Origin of the sequence: Rhodopseudomonas sp. BR0G17, assembly GCF_010907025.1 — a bacterium.
Lineage (GTDB): Bacteria > Pseudomonadota > Alphaproteobacteria > Rhizobiales > Xanthobacteraceae > Rhodopseudomonas > Rhodopseudomonas palustris_H.
Genome location: NZ_QUML01000045.1, coordinates 12,604 through 30,296 on the forward strand (window position 1 = coordinate 12,604; position 17,693 = coordinate 30,296).

Here is a 17,693-nt window from a genome sequence, read left to right on the forward strand (position 1 = left end):
GGCGCCGGACAGCGCCGCGCTCCGCGATCAGGCCGCTCGCACCGCGGCCGAGAAGCGGTCGACCTCGGTCTTGAGATGGCGGCTTTCCGCCAGCAGCGCGGCGGCGAGATCGTGCACATGCGTGGAGGCCGCGCCGGTTTTCTCAGCGCCCTCGCGGACCGCCCCGATCGTCCCCGAGACTTCGGTCGCCGCATCCGCCGATTGCCGCACCGTGCTGGCGATCTCGCGCATCGCGGCGCCTTGGTGATCGACGGCCGAGGCGGTCGAATCCGAAATCTCCGAGATCTGCAGGATGGTGTTGCCGATCGCCTCGATCGCCGACACCGACGATTCGGTCGCCGCCGTCATCTGGGCGATCTGTTCGGTGATCTCGTCGGTCGCGCGCGCGGTCTGCGCGGCCAGCGCCTTCACTTCGGCGGCTACGACGGCGAAGCCCCGGCCGGCCTCGCCGGCGCGCGCGGCTTCGATGGTGGCGTTGAGCGCCAGCAGGTTGGTCTGTGACGCAACCGCGTTGATCAGATCCACCACATCGCCGATGCGCCCGGCCGCCTTCGAAAGCTCGGCGATCCGCGCGTTGGTTTCCTGCGCCTGCCGGACGGCAGCCTGGGAAATGTTCTGCGATTGCCGGACCTGCTGACCGATCTGCGAGGCCGATGAGGCTACCTCGTTGCAGGAGACGGACGCGGATTGCGCCGTTGCACTGGATTGCTGCGAAGCCGCCGCCACTGTCGTCGCCAAGTGCTGGGTGGTCTCGGCCCCGCTCTCGAGCTGTCTGGCGGCTGCTTCCATGTCGGCGGAGGTGGAGGTCACGGTCTGAACGATGCGGCCGATGGCACGATCCAGGTCGTCGGCCATCTTGTGCATCTCGGCGCGGCGGTCGGCGTCGGCTCGCGCCTTGATGCCCTGCTCGGACTCCATGGCTTCGACCCGCAGCGCATTGTCCTTGAACACCTGAACGGCCCGCGCCATCGCGCCGACTTCGTCGCCACGCTCGATCGCCGGAATGGCAACGGCCCGATCGCCGCTCGCCAGCCGCCGCATCACTTCGGTCATCCCGGTGATCGGCACGATCACCCTTTTCACGATCGCCGTCAGCCCCGCCACGAACAGCAGGAACACGATGCCGGATACGCCCCACAGCAGATAATTAAGGTCGGTCACGCGGACCGCCGTCGCGGCTTCGGTGGCGGCGTTGAGATCGTTGGTGCGCTTGACGATGTCGTCGATGATCGCGCGATGCGCCGTGTAGGCGGCGGTCAAATCCTTATAGGCCTGCATCGCGGCATCCGGATCCTTGGCCTCGATCGCCGGAACCAGGCTCGCATCGATGATGCGCCAGAATTTCTGCACCTCGCGGTCGGAATCATCGATCAGCCGCGCCTTGATGGCCGGCTCGAGTGGCGCCTTGCTCCAGAAGGCGTGACGGTCCTGGTACTCCTTCTTGAGGCGGCCGAGCCGCTCGCGGTGAAGCGCGGAAGAGCCGGGGTCTTCCAGCGCCAGCGTCGCTTCCAGATAGGCTTCGATCACATAGGCGGGCGGCGGCAGGATATCGGCCACCAGATCGTTGCCGAGCTTGATCTGCTCATACAGCGGTCCGCCGACCTTGAGCTGGGAGAGGCCGTACAGGCTTGCTCCGAATATCGCCGCCAGGCCTGTGCCGATGATGAGGCCGAACATCAGAACCGCTCGGGTGATTGAAAGTCGCATCTAAGCCTCTCAGGTCGAAGCCGCGTAAATCACTCACCCGCGGGAGATTTTGGAGTCCCGGAGCAGCGTCTCGGTTCAATGAACGAGTTCCTAAATACCCCACGGCGCACCAGTTGCGTTACTCGTGGGACTACCAAAGCGGCAAATGCCGATGAGAGGGACGGCCCTGGGCGAACTACGCAGTCGCCTCTCGCGACGTTGATGCGATTCGGGGCGGAGTTGCGAGAAGAAGCGCAGTAGGGTGCAACAGGTGCGATGTGTCTCGGGTGCGGCAATTTTGCTGACTGTTATTCCTGATATCAGTCGTGAATGGCGCGCTGATACCTGCCATATGCCTTGATCTGGTATCACCGGCCTGTTGCCGCGTTGAAGTGACGCAGTCTTTCCCGCCGCACTTTTGATTTCAAACAAAGTTTGCTGCGTTGCGTCTTTCGCACAGTCGACACAACGATAATCCCTCGTCGGGTTGCCGCTGGAGCGGCCCCGTCAGTTTGCTCGTCAGCTCCAAAGGGAAAGACAGTGCCGTTTCTCATCAGGTTTCATGGAGGAAGACAATGTCTGAACTGGCTGGACTGCCCTACGACGCCAACATGCCGGCGATCGTCTGGTCGATGTATCTCGTTGCAGCTGCGTTGTACTGCGCGCCGATGCTGATCGCGTTCGCGCGCAACGTCGAATACAAATGGGGACTTTACGTCGGCAATCTGCTGCTCGGCTGGACCGGCATCGGCTGGGCCTACGCATTGTACTACGCGGTGTTTGCCGACAAGGAGCGGGGGCCCCAGCCTCGCTTGTCTTTGGTTCGATAGCTCGTTGCCGTAACCCTTTGCGGCGGATCGGTCGCGGCCGAAGCCGTCAGGCGCCTCGGTGCTATTTCGCCGAGGCGCCGGCGGCCAGCACCGGGCGCACCGCATCGCCTTCGCGGAGTAGCGCGCCAGCGCGTTCGACGACGACGTCGCCTTCCTTCAGACCCTCGCGGATTTCGACGTTGCCGCCATTCATCAGGCCGATCTCGACGCGGCGGGTTTCGACCACCTGGCGCCGCACGACCTGCACGATGGTTCCGACCGGATTGTAGATCACCGCGGTGAGCGGCACCGAGATGTTGCAGCTCTCGCCGGTCTTGATGGTGGCGCGGCCGGAGGCGTTGGCGAGCAGGCGCTTGTCCGAGCTGATGCCGACGAACACGTTGCCGAGCTGGGTCTTCGGCTCCACCGTGGCGGAGACGCGGCGGACCTTGCCCTGCATCTCGTTTTTGTCGCCGACCACCTTCACGGTCGCGGTCTGGCCGATCGACAGCCGCGGCATGTCGCGGGTCGGCACCTGCCCGACCAGATCGAACTCGCCGCGGCTGACGATGGTGAACAGCGCTTCGCCCTTTGGCGACGCCGGTGCGCCGATCAAAGCGGTCGAAGCCGACACCAGGCCGGCGACCGGCGCCTGAACCGTGCTGCCGCCGTCGAGCTTCGCCAGGGGTTGGCCCTGAGTAACGGTCTCGCCGGGGTCGACCAGCACGTCGCTGATCTTGGCGCCGGGCCGGTCCGGTCGCACCGAGACTTCGTCGCGCGGGATCAGGAATCCGGACACCTCGACCACCGCCGGAAAGCAGGCCTTGGCAGCGGGAAAGACCGTGACGGTCTGGGCGGCGGCTTCACTTCCCTGGGCACGGACCGGAGATGCCAGCGCGCAGGTGATCGCCAGAGCCAGCAGCGTTGCACGCTGAAGATCAGGCCCCAAACGGAGGGGATCAGCGATCAGCCTGGTCATGGTGAATCCTTGCCTCGATGCCATCCAAGCTTTGCTCTCGCGAATTCCGCTCGTCGTGATCTTGCCGGTTCGCATCGATCGTCACCGTCCAAACAGCTGCTTGATGATCGCGTCCACCGCCGCACCGTGATCGTCGTCGGAGCGGCTGGCGCCGCCTGAGTTGTTGCGATCGCCGCGGCTGCTGCCGAGCAGGCCGAACAGACCGCTGCCGATCTCGCGCAAACGCTGATACGCCGCATCCGGGTCGTCGAGCACGCCGGCGATGTCGGGAAAGATGCGCGGCGCAATCCACGGTCCCTCGATCCTGACCGGAATGCCGAAGCCGATCGGCTCGGGGGCGGGCGCAACACTTCGCTCCAACGGGCTCTGGCCCTGCGTCGTCAGCACCAGCTTCGGCTCTACTTTGAGCGCCAGCGTTTTGGTCGGCAGGTCGATCGCGCCGGCGCCGGTCATCCGCACCAGCGGACCGGCGAGCTTCAGATCGGAGGTCTCGGCCTTGCCTTGGGCGATCCGGAACGAGGCGGCGAATTCGCTGAGATCGGTGGCGTCGGTCGGGGCGATCTGCCAGCCGTCCTGGGTATGCGCAGTCAGATTGCGGATGATCCGGGTGACGTCGATGCCGCGGATCGCGCCGTCGCGCAGTCCGACCGCGGCGCTTCCGCTGAGGCCGGATGCGATTGCGCGCGCACTGCTCCCGCTGCTGCGTAGCGCCAGCTTGGCCTGCAGCCGGCCATCGAGCCGGTCGAAATCGGCGAGCCCGTCGAGCAGCGGCAGCGCGTGCACGCCGCTGAGATCGCCCTGCAGGTCGAACGTCGGGACCGCACCGGAGGCGTCGATCGCCAGCGTCCCGGTCGCTTGTCCGCCATAGGCGGCGAGACGGCTCGCTTGCACCGCCAGCACCCCGCCGGCGAGCTTGGCGTCGGCCGAAGCCGGTGCGATCCGAGCCGGACCGATGTTCAGCTCGGTGGCGGACAGCCGCAGTTCGGCATCGACGTAGTTCAGGCCGGCGAAATCGAGCGGCGTTTCGCTCCACGGCGAGCCGGGTGGCGCGGTCCGGGTGATGGCGACGAGGTCGAGCCGCTGAAAGTCGAGGTCGAGCTTGACCAGCGGCTTGCCGGCGATGTCCACCGAGGCCCAGCCATTGAACGGTGCGTCGCCCAATCTGCCGCTGACGCCGTTGATCGCCAGCGTGGTGCCGCGCAGCCGCGCTTCCGCTTTGGCGCTGAGCCGTGACGTCAGCAGCCCCGGCGCGTCGAGCGTGAGATCGATCAGCATCGGCTGCTTGTCATCCGCCGGCGGCGTGGCGGTGAGTTCGAACGACACCGGCGAGCGGCCGAGCGTGGCCGAGCCGCTGGCGGTGATCGGCCCCTCGTTATCCTCACGTTCGATGTCGGCCTGAATGCCGGCAATGCGGCGTTCGACGCGGTCGGCCGTGCTGGTCATCACCACGACGCCGTCCTGAACCACGATGCGTTCGATGTCGGCGAGCTCGGCGCTGCCTTTAGGCGCGGGCGCCGGCGTGGCGCCGGCCTCGTCGCGCCGGCGCAGCAGCGGCAGGTGTAGTTCCGGACTGATCAGGGTCAGCTCGGTGAGCCGCGGCGTCGCCGAGATCAGGCTGGTCAGCGGCAGTTCGGCGCGGACGGTCGCGATCTTCAGCCGCGGATCGGTGGTGCGGCCACCCGGCAACTCGGCACTGACATCGTGCAAGGTGAGCGCGACCGCCGGAAACAGCCGGACCGTACCGGTCCCGGCGATCGTCACCCGATAGCCGGTGTCGCGCTCGATCCGGCTCTGAATCGCGCCGGTCAGCGCGCCAGCCGGAATCCCGATCGCGATCAGCAGCGTGGCCGCGACGAGGAGCAGAGCCGCCATGGCGCCTGCGATCCTGATCGGCTTCATCTCGGCTCCTTACGCATCCGGCTGCCCGCTGATCCACCGACCCTAGCCACGCCAGAACGACGGCTTCTTGGCCGTCGGCGCCGGCTCGGCACTGGCGGGTGGTGTCGCCGCGGGCACGGCTTCGGCCGCGTCGCGCGCGCTGCCGCTGAGCAGTCGCTTGCCGACCGCCCAGAAGCCGCGGCCGACGTCATCCATCATCATGAACACGGCAGGCACGAAGATCAGCGACAGCACCGTGGAAAAGATCAGGCCGCCGATCACCGCCAGCGCCATCGGCGAGCGGAATTCGCCGCCGGCGCCGAATGCCAGCGCGCTCGGCATCATGCCGGCCACCATCGCGATCGTGGTCATCACGATCGGGCGGGCGCGCTTTTGGCCGGCATCGATGATCGCGGCGTCGCGGCTCTTGCCCTCGCGTATCGCCTCCATGGCGAATTCGATCAGCATGATGGCGTTCTTGGTGACGATGCCCATCAGCATCAGGATGCCGATCCACACCGGCGTCGTGAGCTGTTTGCCGGTCAGCAACAGTGCCCCGATCGCGCCGCCGATCGACAGCGGCAGCGAGAACAGGATGGTGATCGGCTGCAGGAAAGTGCCGAACAGCAGCACCAGCACCGCATAGACCATCATCAGGCCGCCGCTGATCGCGGTGGCAAAGCCGTCCGACAGCTCGGCGAGGTTTTCGGCATCGCCGGAGGGGCTGACTTTGACGCCCTTCGGCAGCGACTTCATCACCGGCAGCTCGTTGATCTGCTTGGTGGCGTCGCCGAGTGCGGAATTGCCGACCAGGTCGGCCGCGACGGTGGCCTGGCGCAGCCGGTCATAGCGGTTGATGCTGGTCGGACCCTGATCGAACTTGACGTCGGCCACGACCGACAGCGGCACCGCGCCGCGGCCGCCATAGATCGGCACCTGAAGCTGTTCGAGCGTGGCGAGCTCGCCGCGCGCCGAATCTTCCAGCTGCACCCGGATCGGCACCAGCCGGTCGCCGGCGTCGAACTTGGCGAGCGCCGGGCCGACGTCGCCGATGGTCGCAACCCGGATGGTCTCGGACAGGCTCTCGGTCGAGACGCCGAGCCGGGCGGCGAGATCGGCGCGCGGGCGGATCCGCAGCTCGGGCCGGTCCAGCGCCGTCTCCGAGATCACGTTGGAGATCAGCGGAATCCGCTTCATCTGCGACGCGAGTTCCTGGGCGACGTTGTTGACGACGGCGCTGTCGTCGCCGGTCACCACCAGCGAGATCGCGCGCAGGCCGTTCTCGTCGAGGAACCAGTAGCGGATGTCCGGCACCTGATCGAGCTGTCTGCTGATCGCGTGTTCCAGGTCGCGCTGGGTGATCGAGCGGTCGTGCTTCGGCGTGTAGTTGATGATCAGCGAGGCGCGGCGGACTTCCTGGATGCCGGGCGGCACCCGGCCGCCGTCGACGAATACGCTCTTCACCTCGGGCCGCTCGCGCAGCAGCTTGACGATCGCCTCGGTGGTCTTCTCGGTGGTGCCGATCTGGGTGCCGGGCGGCAGCTGCATCGCCAGCACCGAGCGTGCGGTGTCCTGCGCCGGCAAGAACCCCTGCGGCAGCAACACGATGCTCCAGATCGAAGCGGCGAAGATGCCGAGCCCGATCAGCACCGTGATGTAATAATGCTGCACCGACCAGGTGACGACCCGCGTATAGGCGCGCAGCACGCGGCCCGGCGGTTTCTCGACGTGCGGATGATCTTTCAGGAAATACGCCGCCAGCACCGGCGTGACGAACCGCGCCGCCAGCAGCGAGAAGAACACCTGCACCGAGACGGTGATGCCGAACTGCTTGAAGAACTGTCCGGCGATGCCCGACATGAAGCTGGCCGGCGCGAAGATCGCGATGATGGTCAGCGAGATCGCGATCACCGCGAGGCCGATCTCGTCGGCGGCCTCGATCGCCGCCTGATACGGCGACTTGCCCATCCGCATGTGGCGGACGATGTTCTCGATCTCGACGATGGCGTCATCGACCAGGATGCCGGTCGACAGCGTGATCGCAAGGAAGCTGACGAGGTTCAGCGAGAACCCCAGCATGTCCATCGCCCAGAACGCCGGGAAGATCGACAGCGGCAGCGAGATCGCCGCGATGACGGTGGCGCGGAAGTCGCGCAGGAACAGGAACACCACGATCACGGCGAGGATCGCGCCCTCGAACAGCGTCGAGATCGCCGCCTCGTAATTGCCTTTGGTGTAGTCGACCGAGGTGTCGATCAGCTTCAGCTCGACGTCGGGATATTGCGCCTTCAGCGCATCGATCCGCTTCTGCACCGCCTCGGCGACCACGACGTCGCTGGCGCCCTTGGAGCGCTTGATGCCGAGCGCCACCACCGGCTCGCCGTTGAAGCGCGCGAAGGTGTGGCGCGCCGCGATGGTGTCGGTGACGGTGCCGAGATCGTCGAGCCGCACCTCGCCGCCGGCATTCAGGCTGATCATGGTGCCGGCGAGATCGTTGAGCGTGCGGGCGCCGGCGAGGGTGCGGATCGCCTGATCGTTGTTGCCGATCTCGGCGCGGCCGCCAGCGAGATCGACATTGGTGCCGCGCAGCCGGCGCGACACGTCGAGCGCGGTCAGCCCTGCGGCTTTGAGCCGGTCGGGATCGAGCGACACCAGGATCTCGCGCTCGACACCGCCGATGCGTTCGACCTGGGCAACGCCGCGCACGCCCTGCAGCGCGCGTTTGACGACATCGTCGACGAACCAGGACAGTTGCTCCGGCGTCTTGCCGGGCGAGATCGCCGCGTAGGTGACGATCGGCAGGCCGATGACGTCGACGCGCTGGATCAGCGGCTCGTTGATGTTCTGCGGCAGGTTGGCGCGAACGCGCGTCACCGCGTCTTTGACGTCGTTGAGCGCGCGGTCGGTGTTGGTTTCCAGCGCGAACTGGATCGTCGTCACCGACAGGCCGTCGGTGATCGACGAGGCGATGTGGCGGACGCCTTCGACGCCGGAAACGCCGTCCTCGATCGTCTTGGTGACCTGCGCTTCCAGCTCGGCCGGCGCCGCGCCGAACTGCGACACCGCCACCGAAATCACCGGGATGTCGGCGCTCGGCAGCCGCGTCACCGCCAGCTTGGTGAAGCTGATCCAGCCCAGCGCCAGCAGGATGATCGAGAACACGATCGAGGGCAGCGGGTGCCGGATCGACCAGGAGGAAACGTTGAGGCCCATCAGCGCGCTTTCGATCGCTCGGAATCGTCGGTGAAGATCGGCTTGATGCGGTCGCCGTCGTGCAGCGAGGTGCCGGCGTCGGCCACCACGATTTCGCCTTCGCGGACCCCGTCGATGATCTCGATCGCATGATCGGAGGTCAGGCCGACCTTGACCGCGCGGGTTTCGACGACGTTGTCCTTCACCACCTGTACGGTGGCGTGGTCGATCGCCGAGCGCGGGATCGCGACGCCGCAGCTTCGCCGCGCATCGATGGTGACGCGCACGAACATCCCGACCTTGAGGGCAGGCGAGGCGGCGAGCGCAATCCGCACCTGGCCGAATTGAGTCTTGCGGTCGATCTGCGGCGCGGCGAGCCGCACCGTGCCGGTGAGTTCGGTGCCGTCGTCACGGCTGATCCGCGCGGTGGCACCGGGGCCGACTTTCAGGGCGTGAATGCTCGGCACTTCGGCATCGATTTCGAGGTCGTTGCCGACCGCGATCCGCAGCATCGGTCCTGCGAGCGGCGAAGCGGGTGCGCCGGCGATCGTCCGCACCTCGGTGATCAGGCCGGCGGCCGGCGCCTTCAGCGTCCTACTGCCGCCGGGACCGGTCACTCGAACGACATCCTGATTGTCGGTGACGACATCGCCCTCGCGCACCAGCACGTCGGTGACGCGGCCGTCGCTATCGGCGATCACCACCGCTTCCTTGCGCGGCACCACGAAGCCGGTGACCCGAACCTTGTCGGAAAAGCAGGCGCTGGTCGCCTTGGCGACGACGACCTGCACACCGGCATTGCCGGCAGGCTGATCCGCATGAGCCATCGTGACCAGGCCACAGAGCAGGCCGGCAGCGATCGCAGCGCGTGCCGGCGACAGGTTCGGGCGGATCCACGCATTGATCATCTTGGTACTCGGCGAACTTTCGACTGGCTTGGCGTTAGTCCGGTTTCACGCTCGGGCGCGCCGGGCCCTCTATACACCGACCAATAGTGACAAAACAGCGAAGGCGTCCCGCGGCAGCGGAACGCCTTGAAGCGACGCCGGTATCAGCTGGAACGCTGCTCATTTGGCCGCGGCGCTCTGGTCCGACATGTTGACCACCTGCACCCGGCGATTGACGCCGCTGTCGGGATGCGCCGGATCTTTCAGCCGGCTCTCGCCATAACCGACGGTGACGAGGTCGGCGCCCGCGATGCCGTACTTCTCGACCAGCACCCGCTTGATGGTGTCGGCGCGACGTTCCGACAGGTCCTGATTGAAGCTGTCACTGCCGACGCTGTCGGTATGGCCGGCAACCACGAAGGTTGCGCCCTTCAGATCGGCGCTCGACAGCGCCTTGCCGAGTGCTTCGACTGCCGGCGCCGCCTGGCGGCTGATCGTCGCGGAGTTGTAGTCGAAGGTGATTTCGAGATCGATGTTCGGCTTGTCCTTGGTGATCTCGGCGATCTGGGTCCGTTCGGCGGACGACAGCGATCGCGTCGGCCGGTTGCGCAGGCCGTCGACGAACTTGATCTGAGCTGGGTCGGCGGTTGCGGTGGCCGGCTGTGCGGCCGATAGGCTGCGGGTCAGCGGCTTGTTCGGCGTCAGCGCCCGCACGATCTGGTCCGACGTCAACTCTCCGGCCGATGCGGCGCCAAATGGGAGAGCTGCACCGAGACCGAGCATGAAAGCGCCGAGCAGGGCGCGGTGTCGGGCTGCAGTCTTCCTGGTCATCGTTCGGTCTCCTGCGATTGGCGGGCGTTCGCTGGCGGAGGATCTGGATCGCGTCGTTCCTGATCGTCGCGCCATCGCGGCGGCAGGTTCAACGCCGGGAGACGGTGAAGCGAAACTGTCACGCCTACTTCACACCGTAGCCGGCGAACTCCTTGCCGATATTGGGATCGAGCTTTTTGGCGGTGGTCAGGTCGATCTCGCCTTCGGAGGTGAGCCCGATCCGCTTGCGCGCCAGCCCGCGGCCGTACAGCGACGAGGTCAGCCGTGGATTGACCTTGAGCGCGGCGTCGAAGTCGGCGATCGCGGCCTTGTCGCGGCCGCTCTTCAGATGCAACAGCCCGCGGCTATCCAGCGCATCAACGAAGTTCGGACGCAGCTGCAGCGCCTGATCGCAGTCGGCGAGCGCGGGCTCGAGTTCGCCGATCACGGTCCGCACCCAGCAGCGGTTGTTGTAGGCTTCGACATCCTTGCCGTTCAGCCGGATTGCTTCGTCGAAGTCCTTGATGGCGGTCCGGTAGGCGCCCTTGCTGGCATAGACCTGACCGCGCCGGTAATACGCATTGCCGTCGGACGGCTTGTCCGCAATCTGCGCGGTCAGCGATTTCACCGTCGGATCGCTTGCCAGCGCCAGCACCAGTTTGTCGTCGTCGCCGCCGCTCGCCGGCTTTGCTTCCGCGGCCTGCGGCAGCTTGGCCTCCAGTGGTGCTGGTGCCGGCTTGGCGGCCTCCATTGGCGCAGTGGCAGCCGGCGGTTTCGCTGCAGTCGGTTTCTCCGCCGTCGTAGCGCCGGGGACGAAGACGAAATCTTCAGCCAATGAGGACGAGATCCACGGCACCTGCTCGCCGCGCGAGGCCCGGGTGACCGCTGTCCGGGTGCGATTGAAAGCCTCCTCGGCGGACAGCCCCGGCGTGCGGATTTCCTCGCGCAACGCGCTGACGAACGGGCTATGCGCACTGTCATTGTCGGTGACGACGGCGCTCAGTGCGGCGGCGTACATCACCAGCGAGCCGCTCGGAGCAATCACCGGAGCGAGGCCGGCAGAGAAACTGCGAAAGCGGCGCTCGAACGGATTGCGGCGCGAGGCGTCGGCCAGTGCAATTTTGACCGAAGCGCCGCGACTGTTCAGCTCATTGAGAACGCTCTCGAGCGCGATGCCGTCCCGCCGGACGTCGGGCTCGGTCCAGATCTGCGCATCGACCGGGATCAGGTAGCTCTGCCGGCCGGACTGGATGCCGAACCCGCTGAAGAACACCAGCGCGGCTGCGCCGGGTTTGGTCCGCTGATACAGCCGGTCGAACGCACGGCGCATCGCATCGCCGCTCAGGTCCTCCCCGAGTTCGGCATCGAAGCCGGCACGCTTCAGCTCGTCGGCGAATTCGCGGGCATCGCTGACCGCTTGGCTTAGCGGCTTGTCGGCGTCCGGATATTTACTGTTGCCGATCACCAGCGCGACCCGCGGCGCCGAACTATCTGCGGCGAAGCAACGTGGTGCCGCGACAATTGCGGCGACCATCAGCACGACCAAACCGAGGCGGATCTTCATGCGATGCGGGACCTGCAGAGGCGGGGCTGCGTGGACGAGGCGATTAACTCAGTCTTTGTGCACCGCATCTCACCCCGCCGTCGCTGCGCCTGTCAATCGTCCCCGGTGGCGGCTCCGCTCGTCGTAGCAGCCCGGTATTTCCAGATCGCGACGCGTAGATCGGAAATGCTATCCGACCGACGCCGGCAGTTTTGTTGGCGCCGTCTCGGAATGGTCGTGGCTGGCCTGGATCAGGTTCAGATGCCGCTCGATCTTGCCGAGAGCGGTGGCCAATTGGTCGCGCTCCCGCGCGGACAGGCAGGACAGAATCTCCTGTTCCTTGCGTTTCAGCCGCGGCACCAGCTCGTGATACAGCGCGCGGCCTTTCTTGGTGAGCCGTAGCCGAAACTCGCGGCGATCGTCCTTGTTCTCGACGCGTTCGATCAGTTCGCGCTCCAACAGGCCGGTCACCGCACGACTGATGGTCGATTTGTGGGTGCGTGTGCACTGCGCAATGAACTGGGCCGTACAGGCATCGTTGCGGAAACCGAGGGTGGCGAGAATGCGCCAGCCCGGAATATCCAGCCCATAGCGCTGCTGATACTCTTCCGAGAGCGCAGCGCTGACTTCCGCGGCCAGCCGGTTGAGCTGGAACGGCACGAACGAGAACAAATCGAGCTTCGTCAAAAAAATCTCCGGGGCCGGGTTGCGCGGCGCGACGACTGCGGCTTAGATAGTTGCAAATGAAACTATCACGCAGGAGGACGCCTTGACCAGCGCTTTGCACGGGCGGACGGGTCGACAGGGCTGAGGCCGATGGCCCATCAAGAGCATTTTCAGTTCGGCTATCGCCGGCACCCGGATCAGGATCGCCAGGACCCCGCGCGCCATCCGGTCGTGGTGGTTGGCGCCGGCCCGGTCGGACTGTCGCTGGCGATCGATCTGGCGCAGCGCGGCCAGAACGTGGTGCTGCTGGACGATGCCGACCGGATCGGCGAAGGCTCGCGCGCGATCTGCTTCTCCAAGCGTGCTCTTGAAGTCTGGGACCGGCTCGGCGTCGGGGCGCAGATGGTCGAGAAGGGTGTCGTCTGGCAGGTCGGCAAGATCTTTCGCCGCGACGAGATGGTGTACCGCTTCGACCTGCTGCCGGAGACCGGCCATAAGATGCCGGCCTTCATCAATCTGCAGCAATACTACGCCGAGGCATTCCTGGTCGGCCGTGTCCAGCAACTGCCGGGAATCGATCTGCGCTGGCGCAACAAGGTGACGGCGCTCGCCCAGCACAACGACCACGCCGAGCTGACGATCGAGACGCCGGATGGGCCGTATCGTCTTGCCGCCGACTATGTGATCGCCTGCGACGGTGCCCGCTCCAGCCTGCGCGGCATGGTCGGCGCCGAGTTCGCCGGCGAAGTTTTCGAAGATCAGTTCCTGATCGCCGACGTGAAGATGACGGCGGAGTTTCCGACCGAGCGCTGGTTCTGGTTCGATCCGCCGTTCCATTCCGGCCAGTCGGCATTGTTGCATCGCCAGCCCGACGACGTCTGGCGGATCGATCTACAGATTGGCGCCGAGGCCGATGCCGCGGTCGAGCGCCAGCCGGAGCGGGTGCGGCCGCGGATCGAGCGGATGCTCGGCCACGGCGATTTCAGCTTCGAGTGGATCTCGATCTACAAGTTCCAATGCCGGCGGATGCAACGCTTCCTGCACGAGCGGGTGATCTTCGCCGGCGACTCGGCGCATCAGGTGTCGCCGTTCGGCGCGCGCGGCGCGAACTCCGGTCTGGAGGATGGCGAGAACCTCGCCTGGAAGCTCGATCTGATATTGCGCGGGCAGGCGCCGGCCAGCCTGCTCGACAGCTACGATATCGAGCGCAGCCAGGCGGCCGACGACAACATCCGTCACTCCACCCGCTCGACCGATTTCATCGCGCCGCATTCCAAGCAGGAACGCCGGCTGCGCGATGCGGTGCTGGCGCTGGCGCACGATGTCGAATTCGCCAAGCGGATGGTCAATGCCGGGCGGCTGTCGACGCCCTCGGTCTACGACTCGCCGCTCTCGACCCGCGACACCGATGTGTGGACCAGCGGGCCCGAGCCGGGAGCCGCGATGCGCGATGCGCCGCTGAAGACGGCCGACGGCGCGCCGATCTATCTGACCGAAGCCTTCATGCAGGCCGGCGGCGGCTTCGTGCTGCTGGAGCGCGCCAACGGTAGTGCGGCGCCGGTGCCACAAGGCGTCCGCAGCCTCCGGATCGGCGACGACGCCTCGCTGCGCGACGACGACGGCGTATTCGCCGCGCGCTACGACGCCACGCCCGGTGCGGCCTATCTGCTGCGCCCCGACGGCTACGTCGCCGCCCGGTTCCGCCATCCGACGCAGGCTGCCGTCGACGCAGCGCTGGCGCGGGCATGTGGGAGGAGCACGCCATGAGTGCCGTGCTGTCGACCAAGAGCAACTTCGCCGATCCCGATGCCGCCTATCGGCTGATCGTCGAGACGCATCGCGGCCTCAGCGACGAGCAGAGCGCCTCACTCGACGCCGCGCTGGTGCTGATCCTCGCCAACCACCTCGGCGATCTCGATCTGCTTCGCGAGGCAACGGCGCTGGCGAAGCGGAGCGTGGTGGAGGGGGAACGGGAGTGAGCGGCGTCAACGACATCGCGCGGCGCAAGCACATCGCCCCAAGGTTCGTCATTCCGGGGCGCGCGCAGCGCGAACCCGGAATCTCGAAGTGATGGTGCGAAGCGGCGATCGCAGAACAGCTCGGGATTCCGGGTTCGCTCGCTGCGCGAGCGCCCCGGAATGACGAACCTGGAACGCTCAGCGCGCAAGCGCGTGAACGAGTCGACAACTAACAAGGACCCCACATGGCCAAAGGCTTTGCCTCCACCACCGACCTCGCTGAGAAGAAGGTGACGTTTTCCGAGATCGGTCCCGATCTGTACGCATTCACGGCGGAGGGTGATCCAAATTCGGCGGTGATCGTCGGCGACGACGGCTGTCTGGTGTTCGACGCGCAAGCGACGCCGGCGATGGCCAATAAGGTGATCGAGCGCGTTCGCAGCGTCACCGACAAGCCGATCAAATATGTGGTGCTGTCGCACTATCATGCGGTGCGCGTGCTCGGCGCGTCGGCCTATCAGGCGCAAGGCATCATCGCGTCGCAGGAAACCTATCGGCTGATCGAGGAGCGCGGCCAGCAGGATTGGGATTCGGAATATGGCCGGTTTCCGCGGCTGTTCCAGGACGCCGAGAGCATCCCGGGGCTGACTTGGCCGACGCTGGCGTTCGACGGCGAGATGTCGGTCTTCCTCGGCAAGCGTGAGGTGCGGCTGATGCAGCTCGGCGCCGGCCATACGTCGGGTGACATCGTCGCCTGGGTGCCGGACGCGCAGGTGATGTTCACCGGAGACCTCGTCGAGTATCACTCGGCCTGCTATTGCGGCGACGCTTACTTGCGCGAATGGCCGGCGACGCTGAACGAGATCCGCGAGTTCAATCCGAAGGCGATCGCACCCGGGCGCGGCGACGCGCTGAAGGGGCTGGAGACAACGCGCGAGGCGATCGCGATGACGCGCGATTTCGTCGGCACGCTGTACGGCGCCGCCGAGATCTCGGTCGCCAAAGGCCGCAGCCTGAAGGAGACCTGGGACGCCACCCGCGAGGTGATGGACCCGAAGTTCGCATCCTTCGCCATCTATGAGCACTGCCTGCCGTTCAACGTCTCGCGCGCGTTCGACGAAGCCTCGGGCATCGACGATCCGGTGATCTGGACCGCCGAGCGCGATCGCGAAATGTGGGCCGCCCTGCAGGGCGGTTAGTCCGAACCGCGAGCGTGGCTTCGGCCGCGTCCGCGCCAACCGATCGGAGGACGACCATGAACATCAATGCCGCGCCGCAGATCCTCGGCGGCTCATCGCAAGGCATCACGCCCGGCTACATGTCAGGATTCGGCAATTCGTTCGAGACCGAGGCGCTGCCCGGCGCATTGCCGGTGGGACGCAATTCGCCGCAGCGCTGCGCCTATGGTCTCTACGCCGAGCAATTGTCCGGATCGCCCTTCACCGCACCGCGCGGCGCCAACGAGCGGAGCTGGCTGTATCGCATTCGTCCCTCGGTGAAGCATTCCGGCCGCTTTGCCAAAGCCGATATGGGGTTGTGGCGTTCGGCGCCGTGCTTCGAGCACGATTTGCCGATCGCGCAGCTGCGCTGGGACCCGCCGCCGATGCCGCAGGAGAAGCTGACTTTCCTGCAGGGCGTGCGCACCATGACGACGGCCGGCGACGTCAACACCCAGGCCGGAATGGCGACGCATCTCTATCTGATCACCCAGTCGATGGTCGATCAGCACTTCTACAATGCCGACGGCGAGATGATGTTCGTGCCGCAGCAGGGCAGCCTGCGCCTCGTCACCGAATTCGGCGTCGTCAGCATCGAGCCGGCCGAGATTGCCGTGATCCCGCGCGGCGTCAAGTTTCGGGTCGAACTGGTCGATGGCCCGGCGCGCGGTTATCTGTGCGAAAACTATGGCGGCGCGTTCACGCCGCCGGAGCGCGGCCCGATCGGCGCCAATTGCCTCGCCAATTCACGCGACTTCCTGACGCCGGTCGCCGCCTATGAGGACAAGGACACGCCGACCGAACTGTATGTGAAATGGGGCGGCTCGCTGTACGTGACCAAGCTGCCGCATTCGCCGATCGATGTCGTCGCCTGGCACGGCAACTACGCGCCGTACAAATACGACCTGCGGACCTATTCGCCGGTCGGTGCGATCGGCTTCGATCATCCCGATCCGTCGATCTTCACGGTGCTGACCTCGCCGTCCGAGACGCCGGGTACCGCGAATATCGACTTCGTGATCTTCCCCGAGCGCTGGATGGTGGCCGAGAACACGTTTAGGCCGCCGTGGTATCACATGAACATCATGTCGGAGTTCATGGGGCTGATCTACGGCGTGTACGACGCCAAGCCGCAGGGCTTCGTGCCCGGCGGCGCGTCGCTGCACAACATGATGCTGCCGCACGGCCCCGATCGCGAGGCGTTCGATCATGCCAGCAACGGCGAATTGAAGCCGGTGAAGCTGACCGGCACGATGGCGTTCATGTTCGAGACCCGCTATCCGCAGCGCGTCACCGAATACGCCGCGACCTCCGGTCTGTTGCAGGACGATTACGCCGACTGCTGGAACGGCCTCGAAAAGCGCTTCGATCCGAACCGGCCATGACCAAAGCCCAGGATCACGATGCCGCGGTGCTGTACGGCTATTTCCGCTCCTCCGCGGCGTATCGGGTGCGGATCGCGCTGAACCTGAAGAACATCGTGGTGGCGCAGCGTTACGTGCATTTGCGCAACGGCGAACAGAACCTGGAGGCGTTCCGCTGGATCAATCCGGCCGGCCTGGTGCCGTATTGGAGCGAGGGCGAGTTCAACGTCGGGCAATCGCTGGCGATCATCGAGTATCTCGACGAGACCCACCCCGAGCCGCCGCTGCTGCCGAAAGACCCGAAGGCTCGCGCCATCGTGCGCGAGATCGCCTATGCGGTGGCCTGCGATATCCATCCGATCGGAAACCTGCGCATCCTGAAGCGGCTCAGCGAACTCGGCGTCGACGAGATCGACCGCGCCCGTTGGTCGAAGGAATGGATCGAACAGGGCTTTGCAGCGATCGAGGCGCGGCTGGCGCAGACGCCGGGGCCGTTCGCGTTCGGCCATAGGCCGACGCTCGCGGACATCTGTATCGTCCCGCAAGTGTTCAACGCCCGTCGCTTCGATGCCGACCTCGCCCCGTTCGAACGCATCCGCCAGATCGAAGCCGAAGCAATGAAGATCGACGCCTTCGTCGCCGCGGAGCCGGGCCGGCAGCCGGATGCGGAGTGAATGTGACGAATACCCTCCCCTGGAGGGGGA

General features: G+C 66.0%; 14 protein-coding genes. 6 read left to right on the plus strand and 8 right to left on the minus strand.

The features are described 5' to 3' along the window. Positions 1-27: 27 nt before the first annotated feature. Complete coding sequence (locus DY467_RS23320; RefSeq protein WP_164639318.1) at positions 28-1,707, minus strand: methyl-accepting chemotaxis protein; 1,680 nt, start codon at positions 1,705-1,707, stop codon at positions 28-30. 554 nt (positions 1,708-2,261) lie between these two features. Between DY467_RS23320 and DY467_RS23325 the strand changes: the two genes are divergently transcribed. Beyond that, a complete protein-coding gene (locus tag DY467_RS23325) occupies positions 2,262-2,516 on the plus strand; it encodes a superinfection immunity protein (RefSeq protein WP_164639320.1) in 255 nt (84 codons plus the stop codon). A 61-nt stretch (positions 2,517-2,577) separates the two neighbouring features. Here DY467_RS23325 and DY467_RS23330 read toward each other — a convergent pair whose 3' ends face one another. The 7 genes from DY467_RS23330 to DY467_RS23360 all read right to left on the minus strand — a co-directional run bounded on the left by DY467_RS23330 (position 2,578) and on the right by DY467_RS23360 (position 12,471). After that, positions 2,578-3,474 (minus strand): efflux RND transporter periplasmic adaptor subunit, encoded by an 897-nt coding sequence (locus tag DY467_RS23330; RefSeq protein ID WP_164639322.1) that lies wholly within the window; start codon positions 3,472-3,474, stop codon positions 2,578-2,580. 81 nt (positions 3,475-3,555) lie between these two features. Next, a complete protein-coding gene (locus tag DY467_RS23335) occupies positions 3,556-5,373 on the minus strand; it encodes an AsmA family protein (RefSeq protein WP_164639325.1) in 1,818 nt (605 codons plus the stop codon). 42 nt (positions 5,374-5,415) lie between these two features. Continuing rightward, positions 5,416-8,565: an efflux RND transporter permease subunit gene (locus DY467_RS23340; protein ID WP_164639326.1), complete on the minus strand. Its 3,150-nt coding sequence runs from the start codon at positions 8,563-8,565 to the stop codon at positions 5,416-5,418. Then, on the minus strand, positions 8,565-9,452 hold the full coding sequence (locus DY467_RS23345) for an efflux RND transporter periplasmic adaptor subunit (RefSeq protein WP_164639328.1): 888 nt from the start codon (positions 9,450-9,452) through the stop codon (positions 8,565-8,567). The genes DY467_RS23340 and DY467_RS23345 overlap by 1 nt, the downstream gene beginning before the upstream one ends. A gap of 159 nt (positions 9,453-9,611) precedes the next feature. After that, the gene (locus DY467_RS23350; protein ID WP_164639330.1) at positions 9,612-10,262 is read right to left on the minus strand and encodes an OmpA family protein; all 651 of its coding nucleotides are present in this window, start codon (positions 10,260-10,262) and stop codon (positions 9,612-9,614) included. 124 nt (positions 10,263-10,386) lie between these two features. After that, positions 10,387-11,805: a caspase family protein gene (locus DY467_RS23355; protein ID WP_164639332.1), complete on the minus strand. Its 1,419-nt coding sequence runs from the start codon at positions 11,803-11,805 to the stop codon at positions 10,387-10,389. 168 nt (positions 11,806-11,973) lie between these two features. Next, positions 11,974-12,471, minus strand: a complete 498-nt coding sequence (locus DY467_RS23360) for a MarR family winged helix-turn-helix transcriptional regulator (protein WP_164639334.1) — start codon at positions 12,469-12,471, stop codon at positions 11,974-11,976. A gap of 120 nt (positions 12,472-12,591) precedes the next feature. Here DY467_RS23360 and DY467_RS23365 point away from each other — a divergent pair, with 120 nt between their 5' ends. The 5 genes from DY467_RS23365 to maiA all read left to right on the plus strand — a co-directional run bounded on the left by DY467_RS23365 (position 12,592) and on the right by maiA (position 17,663). Next, complete coding sequence (locus DY467_RS23365; RefSeq protein ID WP_349627683.1) at positions 12,592-14,217, plus strand: FAD-dependent oxidoreductase; 1,626 nt, start codon at positions 12,592-12,594, stop codon at positions 14,215-14,217. Next, on the plus strand, positions 14,214-14,429 hold the full coding sequence (locus DY467_RS23370) for a DUF2783 domain-containing protein (RefSeq protein ID WP_164639338.1): 216 nt from the start codon (positions 14,214-14,216) through the stop codon (positions 14,427-14,429). The genes DY467_RS23365 and DY467_RS23370 overlap by 4 nt, the downstream gene beginning before the upstream one ends. 224 nt (positions 14,430-14,653) lie before the next feature. Next, on the plus strand, positions 14,654-15,607 hold the full coding sequence (locus tag DY467_RS23375; protein WP_107357141.1) for an MBL fold metallo-hydrolase: 954 nt from the start codon (positions 14,654-14,656) through the stop codon (positions 15,605-15,607). 56 nt (positions 15,608-15,663) lie between these two features. Further along, positions 15,664-17,010: a homogentisate 1,2-dioxygenase gene (gene hmgA, locus DY467_RS23380; RefSeq protein ID WP_164639340.1), complete on the plus strand. Its 1,347-nt coding sequence runs from the start codon at positions 15,664-15,666 to the stop codon at positions 17,008-17,010. After that, positions 17,007-17,663, plus strand: coding sequence for a maleylacetoacetate isomerase (gene maiA / locus DY467_RS23385; protein WP_164639342.1), 657 nt, complete (start codon positions 17,007-17,009; stop codon positions 17,661-17,663). Before hmgA ends, maiA begins: the two co-directional genes overlap by 4 nt. Positions 17,664-17,693: the final 30 nt, after the last annotated feature.

Coding starts and splice junctions, on each gene's coding strand:
- DY467_RS23320 (WP_164639318.1), bottom strand. CDS start 1,707: ATGCGACTTTCAATCACCCGAGCGGTTCTGATGTTCGGCCTCATCATC.
- DY467_RS23325 (WP_164639320.1), top strand. CDS start 2,262: ATGTCTGAACTGGCTGGACTGCCCTACGACGCCAACATGCCGGCGATC.
- DY467_RS23330 (WP_164639322.1), bottom strand. CDS start 3,474: ATGACCAGGCTGATCGCTGATCCCCTCCGTTTGGGGCCTGATCTTCAG.
- DY467_RS23335 (WP_164639325.1), bottom strand. CDS start 5,373: ATGAAGCCGATCAGGATCGCAGGCGCCATGGCGGCTCTGCTCCTCGTC.
- DY467_RS23340 (WP_164639326.1), bottom strand. CDS start 8,565: ATGGGCCTCAACGTTTCCTCCTGGTCGATCCGGCACCCGCTGCCCTCG.
- DY467_RS23345 (WP_164639328.1), bottom strand. CDS start 9,452: ATGATCAATGCGTGGATCCGCCCGAACCTGTCGCCGGCACGCGCTGCG.
- DY467_RS23350 (WP_164639330.1), bottom strand. CDS start 10,262: ATGACCAGGAAGACTGCAGCCCGACACCGCGCCCTGCTCGGCGCTTTC.
- DY467_RS23355 (WP_164639332.1), bottom strand. CDS start 11,805: ATGAAGATCCGCCTCGGTTTGGTCGTGCTGATGGTCGCCGCAATTGTC.
- DY467_RS23370 (WP_164639338.1), top strand. CDS start 14,214: ATGAGTGCCGTGCTGTCGACCAAGAGCAACTTCGCCGATCCCGATGCC.
- DY467_RS23375 (WP_107357141.1), top strand. CDS start 14,654: ATGGCCAAAGGCTTTGCCTCCACCACCGACCTCGCTGAGAAGAAGGTG.
- hmgA (WP_164639340.1), top strand. CDS start 15,664: ATGAACATCAATGCCGCGCCGCAGATCCTCGGCGGCTCATCGCAAGGC.
- maiA (WP_164639342.1), top strand. CDS start 17,007: ATGACCAAAGCCCAGGATCACGATGCCGCGGTGCTGTACGGCTATTTC.